We start from the raw sequence: 14036 nt of genomic DNA on the forward strand, positions 1-14036 counted from the left end.
ATTTGCCTTTCAGGGTCTAAGCTTTCCTGAAGTCAGGCGACCAGGGCCTGCTGTTCGTGAGCCTCGCAGATCAGCTCGCGCAGTACCCGGCGTTCTTCGGGCAGCGTGGCGGCGCGGTGCAGGGCGACGCTGCCTTCTGCATCGGTAACGGCGACTTCCGTCTCGAAATGCAGTTGGAGTTCGTCCAGGGTGATGTAGGTGATGCGGTACGCCTCGTCAGTGCTGTGCATGGTCGCAGGCTCGATGTTGTGGGAGGGCACAGGCCCGATGGATGCATCGTCGCGCCGCACCGGCAAGGGTGGAAGTGAAACGCCGTGATGGTGAACATCACGAAAGGCGATGGTGCCGGCGAGATTTTCCGGCATCTGTCATGCAGGACGGGTATCCTGCGCGGGCGTGCCCACATCGGGCACTTTGTAAATCGAATTGGAGCAGTGACATGAGCCGCGACAAGCAGCTTTTCCCGGAAGACGAAATCGGCGATGCCCTGTGGGCCCTGCAGGAAGACGGCGAAGACCTCTCCCTCGAGCATGAGGTGGAGTTCGCGGTGATCTTCCCGGACGAGCAGTCCGCCCTGGACTTCGCCATCATGCTGCTGCAGAACGGGCAGAAAGTGGCGTACTCCGAGTATGACGGCAATGACAAGCTGCCCTGGCAGGTCCTGGCCTATCCGGTGATGGAGCTCAGCCACGAGCACATCAGCGGCTATGCGGCGCTGCTGTCCGAGCACTCCGCTGACCTGGGTGGTCAGATGGACGGCTGGTCGGCGCTCTGATCGGCTGATGCTGCATGAAAAACGGCGCCTTCGGGCGCCGTTTTTCTATGTGTCAGTCATCGAGTTCCGTACCCCCTGTGGAGCCCCTCTCCCTCACCCTCTCCCTGAAGGGAGAGGGGACTGGGTTGTGCCGGCTGAGGCTTTGGTATCAGCCGGCACGGGTTGCGTCCTCTCCCTTCAGGGAGAGGGCGGGGGAGAGGGTTGGCCCCGAGAACAAATCTTCCCCCATGTAATGAGCACCCTTGCGCCACGTATAACCCGTCAGCGTTATCCGCCCTACGTCCTGAGGTTTTGGTATCAGCCGGCACGGGTTGCTCCCTCTCCCTTCAGGGAGAGGGCGGGGGAGAGGGTTTGGCCCCGAGAACATATCTTCCCGCATGTAATGAGCACCCATGCTGTAGGAGCGAGCTTGCTCGCGAACAGGCTTTCCCGGCAGTAACAGCGTTGGGCGGATTCGCGAGCAAGGACTAGGCGTCCCCCTCGGTCCTACGAAGTGCCAAAGGCCCGCGCGATGCGGGCCTTTGCCATGACGCCGGACACGTCACTCCGGCAACGGCGCATGGCGCGCCACCTGGCGCAGCGCCTGCTCGTAGTAGTCGGTGCTCTGCGCCCCGGAGATCAGCTGGCGGCCGTTGAGGATCACCGCCGGCACCGCGCGGATGCCATGGCTGGTGTAGAAATCTTCCTCGGCCACCACTTCGTCGCCATACGCATCGCTGTCGAGAATCTCCCGTGCGCGCACGGCGTCCAGGCCTACGCTGATGGCCACTTCCAGCAGCACTTCCGGGTCGCTCGGGTCGCGCCCTTCGCCGAAGTAGGCGTGCAGCAGCGCCTGCTTGAGGGCTACGTCGCGGTGCGATTCCGCCGCCCAGTGCAGCAGGCGATGGGCGTCGAAGGTGTTGTAGATGCGGCTGCGCTTCTTCAGGTCGAAGTGCACGCCGACTTCCTCGCCCATGGCGCGCAGGTGCTCCTGGTTGCGGGCAATGTCCTCGGCGCTGCTGCCGTACTTGCGTTGCAGGTGCTCCACCAGGTCTTCCCCTTCGGCGGGCATGTCGGCATTGAGCTCGAAGGGCTTGATGCGCAGCTCCACGGTCAGTTCGCCGTCGACCCGGCGCATGGCCTCCAGCAGGCCGTTGAGGCCGATGGCACACCAGGGGCAGACCACGTCGGAGACGAAATCGATGGTGATGGCGTCGCTCATGGGGCGAACTCCGGCAAATGGGCGAGCAACTAGCATGGACCCGGAAGGGGGATTCGATCCAGTCACGAGACGGCCGGGAGTGCTTCGACAGGCTTGCCGGTTGTCAGCGCTTCAGGGCTGAAGCGCTGGCAGCGGGTCTGGAATAGGGGCGACGTCCGTGTCGCGAAGAGGGTCAGAAGTCCACGGTCATCGATAGCTTCAGGGTGCGCGGATCGCCCTGGGTCAGATAGCCACCGATGGTGGAGGCCCAGTAGGACTTGTTGGCGACGTTCTCCAGGTTGGCGCGCAGGGTCACGTCACGCTCATCCACCTTGAAGGCGTAGCGGGCGCCGAGGTCGAAGCGGGTCCAGGCGGGGATGCTCAGGTCGTTGGCGGCGTCCAGGTACTGGCCGCCGGTGCGCAGCACGCGGCCGTTGATGGCTGCACCCTGGATACCCGGAACATCCCAGTCGGCGCCCAGGTTGTACTGGAAGGTCGGCACGCCCACGGCGCGGTTACCGTCGGTCTTGCCGCCGGCGGTGTTCTTCAGCTCGGTGTCGATCCAGGTGCCGCCCGCCAGCAGGCGCAGGCCGTCGACCGGCTCGCCGAAGACGTTCAGCTCGACGCCGCGGTTTTCCTGCTCGCCGTCGACGCTGAAGATCTTCGAATCCGGGTCAGTGGTGCTGAAGGGTTGCTCGATGCGATAGAAGGCCAGGTTGCCGCCGTAGCTGCCGAAGTCCAGCTTGGCGCCCACTTCCACCTGCTTGGAGCGGTTCGGCGCGAAGACTTCGCCGAAGTTCGCAGCGCTGCTGGGGGCGGTCGGCCCTGCGGCCAGGCCTTCGATGCGGTTGGCGTAGAGCGACAGGTACTCGGTGGGCTTCACCACCAGGCCGTAGACCGGTGTGGTGATGGACTCGTCGTAGCTGGCGGTGCGCTTGCCGACGTAGTTCCAGCCGTCGGTGCCGATGCTCTGCCGGCGCACGCCGACGGTCAGCAGCACACGGTCATCGAGGAAGCCCAGGGTATCGGCGGCGGCCAGGCTCTTGTTCAGTGTCTTGCCGACGATACCCGGGTCGCTGTAGTCGCCGCCGGTCAGGGTGGGCGCGGGCTTGGGCGTCTGCACCGGGTTATAGATGTCGGTGGGGTAGCGCTTGGTGATCATGGTGTAGGCGCTGCGTTGTTCGGCCCAGATGCCGGCGACGCTGAGGTTCATCTGGTGGGTGACCGGCCCGGTGGCGAAGTGGCCGTTCAGGCCCGCCATGGCGCTCTTGTTGTCCTCGTCGTGGGTGGCGTCCATCATGCCGCCGCCCGCGGCGCCGTTGTTGTCGCTGAGGGTCAGGGCCGAGTAGGAGCCGTTCTCGCGGGTGTGCTTGGCGCCGCCGGAGAGGTAGGCAGTCCAGTTGTCGTTGAGGTCGTACTCGGCGCGGAACATGCCGAAGGTGTCTTCGAGCTGCGAATAGCTCCAGGACTGCGCGTAGTTGTCGTCGGCGTCCGGCGCGTGAGGGATGCTGGTGACACCGGTGCCGACGTAGACCACCGGGCGGCCCTGGTTGATGCGCTGCTTCTGGTAGCCGAAGTCGGTGTTCAGGCGCAGGCGTTCGCCACGGTAGTCGAGGTTGACGGTGGCCAGCTTGTAGCGCTGGTTCTCGTCGTCGACGCCGGTCTCGCCCTCGCGCTGGGCGAGGTTGACCCGCGCGCCGAAGCGGTTGTCCTCGCCGAAGCGCTGGCCCAGGTCCAGATGCTCGCCGATCTGGTTGTCGCTGCCGTAGCCCAGGGTCACGCTGCGGGTGGGAGTGTCCTCGGCGCGCTTGGTCTGCAGGTTGACCGCGCCGCCGATGCCGGAACCGCTGGGTGTCACGCCGTTGATGAAGGCGTTGGGACCCTTGAACAGCTCGACGCGCTCCAGCGACTCGGTGCCGATGATTTGCCGCGGGGTGACGCCGTACAGGCCATTGAGCGAGACGTCGTCGGTGCTCAGCGGCAGGCCGCGGATGACGAAGATCTGCGAGAAGTTGCCATAGCCGTTGCCCTGGCGCACCGAGGCGTCGTTGAGCAGCACGTCGCCTACTGTCTGGGCCTGGGAGTCCTGGATGGTCTTGGCGGTGTAGCTGGCGAAGCTGAAGGGCACGTCCTGGATGTCCTGGTTGCCCAGCATGCCCAGTTGCGCGCCACGAGCGACCTGGCCGCCGGCGTAGGCGGGTGGCAGGTCGCCAGGCTGCCGCGCCGCGCCGCTGACGGTGGTGGCGTCCATCTCCAGGGCGCCGCTGTCATCGGGGGTGGCCTCTACGCCATAGCCGCTGTTCTTGCGTACCAGGCGGTAGCCGCTGCCCTGCAGCAGGTGCTCCAGGCCCTGTTCCGGCGCGAAGCTGCCGTTGAGGCCCGCGCTCTGCTGGCGATTCAGCGCCTGCGCTTCGAAGGCCAGCGGCACGCCGGCCTGGGCCGCAAAGCGCGCCAGCACCTCGCCCAGCGGGCCGGGGGCGATGTCGTACTGGCGCTGCTGGCTGGCGGCTTCGGCGGCCAGGGTTGGCAGCACCGCACCGCTAGTCAGTGCCAGGCCGACGGCCAGGGCGAGGGAGTGGGGGCGAAGTCGGGAGCGGAGGAGCATGGAGTGTTCCTGTCGGCAAAAGAGGTTGTCTTCCTCTTCACCGGGTGAGTGCGGAAAAGGTGTCAGGGGTAGGCGAAAACTTTTCAGCCGGCGTTCTTGTAGGAGCGAGCTTGCTCGCGAACCGCCCAACGCCAGTGCGGCCGGAGAGTCTGTTCGCGAGCAAGCTCGCTCCTACAGATGACCGGATATTCGGAGTGGGGCGTGCCCTCACCCCAGCCCTCTCCCAGGGGGAGAGGGAGCAGATCGTGCCGGCTGATGCAGCGGGTCTTATCCTGCACCGAACGGCCCCCTCTCCCTGAGGGAGAGGGCTGGGGTGAGGGGGACGCGCGGGCACAGGGGTAGCCGTTGGTAGGGCGCATAATGCACCAGCGTTATCCGCCGTCGTGGCAGCGGGGCATAACCTGTTCCAGGTTTTGCGCCCCACGCGGGTGCTGGCCATTCACGCCGGCTCCACCGTCACCCAATACCGCGTCATCCGCCGCAGCTTCACCGGCAGCATGTCCGCCAACAGCGCCAGCCCGGCGTCGCTGTCGCCCAGCGGGATCGCCCCGGTCACGCGCAGGTTTGCCAGGCGCGGGTCGCAGCGCAGGAAGCCGCTGCGGTAGCGCCCCAACTCGCCCAGCAGATCGTCCAGGCGCATACCCTGGGCCAGCAGCATGCCGTTCTCCCAGGCGCTGGCGTTGGCGTCCGCCGTCTGCAGTGGCTGGAAGCCCTGCGCGCCGAACACCAGTTGCTGGCCGGCGCCGACCGTCTGGCTCGCATAGCCAGGCAGTTCGACGCTCACTTCCTTGTCGAGCACCGCGACCCGGCACGCATCGCCCAGGTCACGCAGGCTGAAGCGCGCGGCGGAGGTGCGCAGCAGGCCGTGGCGGCTGTCGACGAGGAAGGGACGTGGGTCGGCCAGGGCGTCGACGAGGATTTCGCCTTCGAGCAGGCTCAGGCGCCGCTCGCGGGCGTTGAAGGCCACGTTCACCGCGCTGTCGGTATTCAGGGTCAACTGGCTGCCATCGGGCAGGCGCAGGTGCTTGCGCTCGCCGACGGCAGTGCGCAGGTCGGCGTTCCATTCCGCCCAAGGCATCTGCCGTGCCACTAGCCAGGCGGCCGGCGCCACGGCCATCAGCACGCCCAGGCGGTTGAGCATCTGCCGGCGGCTCAGGCCTGTGCGTTGCAGACTTTGCCGGCCGAGCCCCGGCGGCAGCTGGCGCAGGCCCAGCAGAGCTTCGGCGCGGCGCCAGGCTTCGGCGTGCTGGGCGCTGCGCGCGCGCCATTGTTCGATGGCCTGCAGGTCGGCATTGCTGGCCGGGTGCTCATTCAGGCGCACCAGCCAGTCGGCGGCTTCGCCGAGGATGCCGGGGTCCAGCGGTTGTTCGCGCATCAGGCGACGCTCAGGCAGGCGACAAAACCGGCGCGCATGTAGCGCTTCACGCTGGCCAGGGAAACGCCCAGGCGCTCGGCGATCACCGGGTAGGTCAGGCCATCCAGTTGCGACAGCAGAAAGGCCTCGCGGGTCAGCGCCGGCAGCTCGCTCAGGGCGGCGTCGATGCGCTCCAGCGCCTCGAGGATCAGCTCGCGGGTCTCCGGGCCGGGCGCCATTTCCTCGGGCAGTGCGGCGACGCTGTCCAGGTAGGCGCGCTCGATCTCCTGGCGCCGCCAGCGATCCACCAGCAAGCCCTTGGCAATATGGGTGAGGAGGGCACGCGGACGCTCGCCGAGGTCTTCCAGCGGCCGCCGCAGCAGGCGCAGGAAGGTGTCATGGGCGAGATCGGCGGCATCCCAGGCGTTGCCCAGCCTGCCGCGCAGCCACTGCTGGAGCCAGCCGTTGTGCTCGTTATAGAGAGTGTGCAGATGCTGCGGGGACGGGGTCTCGACGAGAGCCACGATGCGTGCGTCAGATTTTCATTTGAGAATGCCTATCATTTTAGGGTTTTCCCATCGTGCAGTGCAATGCCGGAGCGACGCAGCCGGTCGGACTGCGACATCCGCGCCCCTGCTGCACTGGAATTGCCACGAAGACGCGCTACCTTGAGCCTGTTGCACTCAGAAATTTCTGACGCTGCACTTCCTCTCGCCGTCCCGCGCAGGCAACGGACCCGCAGCAGCAGGCCCGGCAGTCACCCAGCAGATACGGAGCACACCATGGCTCGCACCACGCCCATCGAGCTTTACCGCAATATCGGCATCGTCGCCCACGTCGACGCCGGCAAGACCACGACGACCGAGCGCATCCTTTTCTACACCGGTGTGAACCACAAGATGGGCGAGGTGCACGACGGCGCGGCGACCATGGACTGGATGGTGCAGGAACAGGAGCGCGGCATCACCATCACCTCGGCGGCTACCACGGCGTTCTGGCAGGGCTCGTCCAAGCAGTATCCCAACAAGTACCGCTTCAACATCATCGACACTCCCGGCCACGTCGATTTCACCATCGAGGTGGAGCGCTCCCTGCGTGTGCTCGATGGCGCAGTGGTGGTGTTCAGCGGCGCCGACGGCGTCGAGCCGCAGTCCGAGACGGTCTGGCGCCAGGCCAACAAGTACCACGTGCCGCGCCTGGCCTACGTCAACAAGATGGACCGCCAGGGCGCCGACTTCCTCCGCGTGGTGGCGCAGATCAAGCAGCGCCTGGGCCACACCCCGGTACCGATCCAGCTGGCCATCGGCTCGGAAGAAACCTTCTCCGGGCAGATTGACCTGGTGAAGATGAAGGCCATCGTCTGGAACGATGCCGACCAGGGCACCAGCTACACCGAGGAGCCCATCCCGGCAGAGCTGCAGGCGCTGGCGGACGAGTGGCGCGCGCACATGGTCGAGGCTGCGGCGGAAGCCAACGATGACCTGATGAACAAGTACCTCGAAGGCCAGGAACTGACCATCGAGGAGATCAAGGCCGGCTTGCGCCAGCGCACCCTGGCCAACGAGATCGTCCCGGCGGTGCTGGGCTCATCGTTCAAGAACAAGGGCGTGCCGCTGGTGCTCGACGCGGTGATCGACTACCTGCCGGCGCCCACGGAAATCCCCGCGATCAACGGCACCGACCCGGACGACGAAGAGAAGCACCTGGAGCGCCACGCCGACGACAGCGAACCGTTCTCCGCGCTGGCCTTCAAGATCGCCACCGACCCCTTCGTCGGTACCCTGACCTTCGCCCGCGTCTATTCCGGCGTACTGAGCAGCGGCGACGCGGTGCTCAACTCGGTGAAGATCAAGAAGGAGCGGGTCGGCCGGATGGTGCAGATGCACGCCAACCAGCGCGAAGAAATCAAGGAAGTGCGCGCCGGCGATATCGCCGCGTTGATCGGCATGAAGGACGTCACCACCGGCGACACGCTGTGCTCCATCGACAAGCCGATCATCCTCGAGCGCATGGACTTCCCCGACCCGGTGATCTCGGTGGCCGTGGAGCCCAAGACCAAGGCCGACCAGGAGAAGATGGGCATCGCCCTGTCCAAGCTGGCCCAGGAAGACCCCTCGTTCCGCGTCAAGACCGACGAGGAAACCGGGCAGACCATCATCTCCGGCATGGGCGAGTTGCACCTGGACATCATCGTCGACCGCATGCGCCGCGAGTTCAACGTCGAGGCCAACATCGGCAAGCCGCAGGTGGCCTACCGCGAGGCGATCCGCAAGAAATGCGAGATCGAAGGCAAGTTCGTCCGCCAGTCCGGTGGCCGTGGCCAGTTCGGTCACTGCTGGATTCGCTTCGAGCCGGGCGATGAAGGCAAGGATGGGCTGGAGTTCGTCAACGAGGTGGTTGGCGGCGTGATCCCGCGCGAATTCATCCCGGCGATCCAGAAGGGCATCGAGGAGCAGATGCAGAACGGCGTGCTCGCCGGCTACCCGCTGATCGGCCTGAAGGCCTCGGTGTTCGACGGTTCCTACCACGACGTCGACTCCAGCGAGATGGCGTTCAAGATCGCCGCCTCCATGGCCACCAAGCAGCTTTCGCAGAAGGGCGGCGCGGTGCTGCTGGAGCCGGTGATGAAGGTCGAGGTGGTGACGCCGGAGGACTACATGGGCGACGTGATGGGCGACCTCAACCGCCGGCGCGGGCTGATCCAGGGCATGGAAGATACGCCAGCGGGCAAGGTCATCCGCGCCGAGGTGCCGCTGGGCGAAATGTTCGGCTATGCCACGGACGTGCGCTCGATGTCCCAAGGGCGGGCGAGCTATTCGATGGAGTTCACCAAGTACGCCGAGGCGCCGGCGAACATTGCCGAGGCGATCATCAAGAAGGCCCACGGCTGAGGTTCCTGGCTGAGCCGACAACGGCGCCCGCGGGCGCCGTTGCTTTTGCTTTTTGTAGGAGCGAGCCTGCTCGCGAACCGCTCTGCTTCGTAGGGCGCATAACGCGCCAGCGTTATGCGCCCTACGCTCCTGAACCCACAACGGTGCCAGAGAGCGCCGTTGCTTTTGCTTTTTTGTAGGAGCGAGCTTGCTCGCGAACCGCTCCGCTCAGCTCCGAAGCTCCCGGCAGAATGGTTCGCGAGCAAGCTCGCTCCTACAGGGAATGCCGGCCCTTGGATTTCGGGGGTGTGAAGCGCTAGCGGTCAATCACTCCGCCACCGGCAACCCGAAACAGAACATCGCCCCGCACGGCTCGACGTTCTCCGCCCAGATATCCCCGCGATGCCGCGAGACGATGCTCTGGCACAGCGCCAGGCCGATGCCGTTGCCGCTCACCTTGGAGGTGAAGAAACCATCGAACAAGCGCTCCTTGGCGCCGGCATCGATGCCGGGGCCCTGATCGAGCACGCACAGGCGCGCGCTGTCGCCCTCGCGCGAAGTGCGGATGCGCAGCAGGCGGCGCTCCTCGGGGAGGTTGAGCATCTCCTCGATGGCGTTGAAGGCGAGGTTGAGGATCACCTGGCCGACCAGCACCTTCTCGCAGCTCACCCACAGCGGTTCGTCGCAGCGCTCCAGTACCACGCGCACGTTGCTTGGCTGGGCCTTGAGGCTGATGAAGTAGAGCGTCTCGCCGAGCAGTTCGTTGAGGTCGATGCGCTGCTCGGCCTGCTCCAGTTTCACCACGTACTCGCGCACGCTCTTGATGATCAGCGAGGCGTGTTCGATCTGCCGCACGGCGCTGTCCAGGCCCCAGGCGGCGGAAGCTTCGGCCTTCTGTTCGCGGTCCAGGCGGATCAGCGCGCCCTCGATGAAGTTGCGCGTGGCCGCCAGCGGCTGGCTGAGTTCGTGGGCAATCGCCAGGGCCATCTCGCCCATGGCGTTGTAGCGCGCCAGGTACTCCAGCTTCTGGTCGCTCTGCCGTTGCGCCTGGGCGGCGCGGACCTGCTCGGTGACGTCGCGGAACAGCAGCAGGTGGCCGACCAGGTCGTCCTCGATCTCGATGTAGCGGCAGGTCGCGTGGTGCCAGCGCCATTCGCCATCCAGGCGCTGCAACTGATAGCTGACGGAGTACGGCTCGCGGCTGGGCGGCTGAATCGCCAGGTGGTGTTCCAGGCGCGGGCGCGTGGCGCTGTCGCAGCGGCCGAGGAAGTTGTGCGCCATCCAGTCGTCCTGGCTGCCGCCCAGCAAGGGCAGGGCGGATTCGCTGAGAAAGCGCAGGTTGCCATCCGCATCGAGCACCGCCACGCCTTCGGCGAGGTCCTGCATGAAGGCCTTCAGGCGGCTCTCGAAACGCTGCAGGTCGCGCTCGACCTGCTTCTCCCTGGAGATATCGCGGAACTGCACCATCAGCACGTCGCGCTCCTGCAGGTGCACGCGGGTGGCAACAGCCTCGGAGAGGATTTCCACGCCCTGCTTGGAGCGGTAGCACCATTCGATGGTGCGCTGGCCGGTGCGCGCGGCGCCTTCCAGCCAGCGCAGGCCGACCGAGCGGCGGTACTGCGGCGCCTTGGCAGTCATGTCCGGGGCCTTGAGCGGCACCAGCTCTTCCAGGGTGAAGCCGAGCACGGCCAAGGCGGCGTTGTTGGCCCAGAGGATTTCCTTGGTCTGCGCATCGTGAAGGATCACGCACAGCGGCATGGCCTGGAGCAGGGCGAGGAAGTCGTCGGGCTTGGGCTGGAACATCGAAGCTCGCTCTCGATTGCAGGGACGGGTAGGCAGTGGCGCCTTTATACCGCGCAGCGTAGCGCGAAGGGACTGCGGAGTAACTCGCCGCCGACTAGGGGATTTCCTTAGGCGCGGGGCTGCACGCCCCAATAGTTGGGCGTGCACGGCGGTTCATACACTGGCCCCAACGACGACCGACCCGCATCGAACGGGCCGGCCCTACAAGAACAACCGGAGATGACGCCATGCTGCGTGCCGCCCTCGCCGAACCGCTCGATGCGGACGGCCGTGCCCTCGAATTCCAGCGCGTGCTCGACGAAGTCCGCCAACGCCGCGACGAGTTCGACAGCCGCTCCCACGTTCCCCGCGACATGATCGAACGCTTCCGCGATGTGGGCATCTACCGCGCCGCGACCCCGCGCTGCTTCGGCGGCGACGCGCTGCCGCCGGCACAGTTCCTGCGCCTGGTCGAACGCATCGCCGAAGCCGATGGCTCCGCCGGCTGGGTGGCCAGCTTCGGCAGCGCCAGCACCTACCTCACCGCACTGCCGCGCCACACCCTCGCTGAACTCTATGCCGACGGCCCGGACCTGGTGTTCGCCGGCGGCCTGTTCCCGATCCAGCCGGCCACGCAAGTGGAAGGCGGCTGGCGCGTCAGCGGTACCTGGAAGTTCGCCAGCGGCTGCAAGGGCGCCGATGTGCTCGGCGTCGGCATCGGTATCGGTGGTCCGGGCGGCAAGCCGCGCACCGCGCTGCTGCGTGCCAGGGACGTGGAGATCGTCGAAAACTGGAACGTGGTCGGCCTCAAGGGCACCGGCAGCCACGACCTGAAGCTGGACAACGCCTTCGTCGCGGACGACTGGACCTTCATCCGTGGCGGCGAATCGAACATCGACGAGCCGCTGTACCGCTACCCGACCATCGCCTACGCCGCCCAGGTGCTCGCCGTGGTCAACCTCGGCCTGGCCCGTGCGGCGCTGGACGAGATCACCCGCATGGCGTCTTCCAGCGGCGTGACCGGCGCGCCCAAGCTGGGTGATCGGGCCTACGTACGCATCGAGATCGGCAAGGCCGAAGCCGAGTTGCAGGCCGCGCGCGGCTTCTTCTATGACGCCACCGAGAGCGTCTGGGAATCCATCCTCGCCGGCAACGTCGTGACGCCCGAGCAGGTCAGCCAGCTGCGCCTGGCCGCCGTGCACGTATCCCGCGCCGGTGCTGACGTGGTGCGCCGCGCCTACAGCCTGGCCGGCACCACGGCTATCTACCTCAACCACCCGCTGCAGCGCTACTTGCGCGACGCCATGGTGGTGACCCAGCACGCCTTCCTCAGCGATGGCATGTACGACGGCGCCGGCGCGGTGCTGCTCGATGTGCCACCGTTCCCCGGATACATCTGATTCTCCTGAATACAAAAGCAAAAAAGGACCCGGAAACATGACTCGTCCGACCACCGAACCCTTGCGCGTACTGTTCTGCATCGGCATCGCCCAGCCGTTCTTCGACCTGCCCACCGGTGAAGGCATCACCGTGTGGAAAGGCTTCTCGCAGATGATGAGCGACCTCGGCGCGCTGCCGGGCATGAACGTGCTCGGCGTGCTGGACGACGACCGCCTGATGGTCGGCCCGTCCACCACCTCACCGTGGACCGTCTACATCATGGCTGACGTCGATTGCCACCAGACCGTGATCGACGCCTGCAACCTGTTCCGCACCACCCCGGTGGGCGAGTACAGCCTGTGGAAGTACGCCAAGGTCGAAGCCCGCATCGGCCGCCCGCTGACCATTCCCGAAGCCGCGCGGACCTGAGCCATGAGCAGCCTGAGCATGGCCGAGCTGAACCGCCGCCTGGAGACCCTTGAAGGGGAAAGCCAGGTGCGTCGGTTGATGGCCCGCTACATGGACCTCTGCGACGTGCCGCACGCGCCGGTGGCGATGAGTGAGCTGGCCGAGCTGTTCAGCGAGGACGCGGTGTGGGAGGGCATTGGCACCTCCACCGCGCAGACCTTCGGCCATCACCAGGGCCGCGAGGCGATTGCGGCGTTCGTCTTCGGCTATCTGCCGCCGTCGCCGCACTTCACGCTGAACCTGCACTTCCTCACCAGCGAGTCGATCCGTGTCGACGGCCGCACCGCGCGCGGGCAATGGATCATGCAGCAGCTCTCGACCTACGCCGAGGGCCACACCGAGCTGTTCGGCACGCGCCTGGACATCGATTTCCGCGAGATCGACGGGCGCTGGCAGATCAGCCACTTCCGCACCCAGCGCCTGTCGCAACGTTTGCTGAGCGGCGCCGAGGAGAATCGCGCATGAGCACCTTTGTCAGCGAATTTCTCCTGGGCGGCAACGGCAAGCGCGTCGCGGTCAAGGACAGCATCGACATCGCCGGCCATCCGACCCGTTGCGGCACCCGCGCGCTGGCCGATGCCGCGCCGGCCGAACGCAATGCCTTCGTGGTCGATGCCGTGCTGAATGCCGGCTGGCAGATCGTCGGCAAGACCAACCTTCACGAACTGGCCTTCGGCGTCACCGGTATCAACGACTGGACCGGTACGCCGATCAACCCGATGGCGCCGGACCGCGTGCCCGGCGGTTCCTCCAGCGGTTCCGCGTCCGCCGTGGCGGCGGGGCTGGCGGATATCGCGCTGGGCACCGATACCGGTGGTTCGGTCCGTGTGCCGGCGGCCTGCTGCGGCATTGCCGGGTTGAAGCCGACCTTTGGCCGCGTCAGCCGCGACGGCGTGCACCCGGCGCAGAGCAGCCTGGATTGCGTCGGCCCGTTTGCCGCCACTATGGCCGACCTGATCGCCGCCATGCAGGTCATCTGTCCCGGGTTCGGCGACGTGCAGCTGCCGGGCGAGGGCGCCCGCGTGGCCTTCCTCGAAGTGCCGTCGGCTCCGCACATCCAAGCTTGCCTGGGCGCCGCCGCCGACCGCGCCGGCTGGCGCCGCAGCCACCTGTTCCTCGGCGAGTTCGAGGCGGCCTTCCAGGCCGGGCTGGTGGTGATCAATCACGAGAACTGGGCCGCCTACGCGGCGCTGACCGGCAAGGGCCTGATCGGCGCCGATGTCGAGCAGCGCCTGCTGCTGGCCAGCCGCACCACCGACGCCGAGCGCGCCGAGGCGGAGAAGGTGCGCGAGCACTTCACCCGCGCTATCGACGCCGCGCTGGCGGACTTCGAAGTCCTGCTGCTGCCGACCATGCCCGACCTGCCGCCGCTGCTCACTGATGCGCGCAACGGCAAGTCGGTGGCCGGCATGACGCCCCTGGTACGGCCTTTCAACCTCAGCGGACACCCGGCGCTGACCGTGCCGGTAGACCTGGATTGCGGCGGGCTGAAAGTCGGCCTGCAGATCGTCGGCCGCAAGGGCGACGACGAACGCGTATGCGCCTTCGGCGCGCAACTCGAACACAGCCTGGCCGCCACGCGGCCTGCGCAAAAACATAAGAAATCGGCATGAGGAGATGGG

12 protein-coding genes are annotated in these 14036 nt (G+C 66.5%); 6 read left to right on the forward strand and 6 right to left on the reverse strand.

All coding sequences use genetic code 11. The features are described 5' to 3' along the window. Nucleotides 1-32: 32 nt before the first annotated feature. A complete protein-coding gene (gene ptrC / locus ACNFH5_RS15190; protein ID WP_416747198.1) occupies nucleotides 33-230 on the reverse strand; it encodes a type III secretion system co-regulatory protein PtrC in 198 nt (65 codons plus the stop codon). A gap of 209 nt (nucleotides 231-439) precedes the next feature. Between ptrC and ACNFH5_RS15195 the strand changes: the two genes are divergently transcribed. Next, a complete protein-coding gene (locus ACNFH5_RS15195) occupies nucleotides 440-775 on the forward strand; it encodes a ribonuclease E inhibitor RraB (RefSeq protein ID WP_024762270.1) in 336 nt (111 codons plus the stop codon). A gap of 541 nt (nucleotides 776-1316) precedes the next feature. Here the strand turns inward: ACNFH5_RS15195 and ACNFH5_RS15200 are convergent. The 4 genes from ACNFH5_RS15200 to ACNFH5_RS15215 all read right to left on the reverse strand — a co-directional run bounded on the left by ACNFH5_RS15200 (nucleotide 1317) and on the right by ACNFH5_RS15215 (nucleotide 6438). Further along, nucleotides 1317-1976: a DsbA family oxidoreductase gene (locus ACNFH5_RS15200; protein ID WP_416747200.1), complete on the reverse strand. Its 660-nt coding sequence runs from the start codon at nucleotides 1974-1976 to the stop codon at nucleotides 1317-1319. Between the two features lie 172 nt (nucleotides 1977-2148). Continuing rightward, nucleotides 2149-4560, reverse strand: a complete 2412-nt coding sequence (locus ACNFH5_RS15205) for a TonB-dependent siderophore receptor (protein WP_416747202.1) — start codon at nucleotides 4558-4560, stop codon at nucleotides 2149-2151. Nucleotides 4561-4999: 439 nt separating this feature from the next. After that, entirely contained in the window at nucleotides 5000-5935 is a 936-nt protein-coding gene (locus ACNFH5_RS15210) for a FecR domain-containing protein (protein WP_416747204.1), read from the reverse strand. Then, a complete protein-coding gene (locus ACNFH5_RS15215; RefSeq protein WP_416747206.1) occupies nucleotides 5935-6438 on the reverse strand; it encodes a sigma-70 family RNA polymerase sigma factor in 504 nt (167 codons plus the stop codon). Before ACNFH5_RS15215 ends, ACNFH5_RS15210 begins: the two co-directional genes overlap by 1 nt. Nucleotides 6439-6696: 258 nt before the next feature. Here ACNFH5_RS15215 and fusA point away from each other — a divergent pair, with 258 nt between their 5' ends. Beyond that, nucleotides 6697-8805 carry an elongation factor G gene (gene fusA / locus ACNFH5_RS15220; RefSeq protein ID WP_416747208.1) on the forward strand — a complete coding sequence of 703 codons (2109 nt, stop codon included), beginning with the start codon at nucleotides 6697-6699 and terminating at the stop codon, nucleotides 8803-8805. Nucleotides 8806-9111: 306 nt separating this feature from the next. Here the strand turns inward: fusA and ACNFH5_RS15225 are convergent, their stop codons facing one another. Continuing rightward, the gene (locus ACNFH5_RS15225; protein WP_416747210.1) at nucleotides 9112-10587 is read right to left on the reverse strand and encodes an ATP-binding protein; all 1476 of its coding nucleotides are present in this window, start codon (nucleotides 10585-10587) and stop codon (nucleotides 9112-9114) included. 227 nt (nucleotides 10588-10814) lie between these two features. Between ACNFH5_RS15225 and ACNFH5_RS15230 the strand changes: the two genes are divergently transcribed. Genes ACNFH5_RS15230 through ACNFH5_RS15245 form a run of 4 tightly spaced genes read left to right on the forward strand, consistent with a single transcriptional unit; the run spans nucleotide 10815 to nucleotide 14027 of the window. Further along, a complete protein-coding gene (locus ACNFH5_RS15230) occupies nucleotides 10815-11966 on the forward strand; it encodes an acyl-CoA dehydrogenase family protein (RefSeq protein ID WP_416747213.1) in 1152 nt (383 codons plus the stop codon). Nucleotides 11967-12003: 37 nt separating this feature from the next. Beyond that, complete coding sequence (locus tag ACNFH5_RS15235) at nucleotides 12004-12375, forward strand: hypothetical protein (protein ID WP_017516776.1); 372 nt, start codon at nucleotides 12004-12006, stop codon at nucleotides 12373-12375. A 3-nt stretch (nucleotides 12376-12378) separates the two neighbouring features. Next, nucleotides 12379-12879, forward strand: coding sequence for a nuclear transport factor 2 family protein (locus ACNFH5_RS15240; protein ID WP_416747215.1), 501 nt, complete (start codon nucleotides 12379-12381; stop codon nucleotides 12877-12879). Further along, nucleotides 12876-14027, forward strand: a complete 1152-nt coding sequence (locus ACNFH5_RS15245; RefSeq protein ID WP_416747216.1) for an amidase — start codon at nucleotides 12876-12878, stop codon at nucleotides 14025-14027. Before ACNFH5_RS15240 ends, ACNFH5_RS15245 begins: the two co-directional genes overlap by 4 nt. Nucleotides 14028-14036: the final 9 nt, after the last annotated feature.

It is taken from the genome of Pseudomonas sp. NY15435 (assembly GCF_048068295.1).
Classification (GTDB): Bacteria; Pseudomonadota; Gammaproteobacteria; order Pseudomonadales; family Pseudomonadaceae; genus Pseudomonas.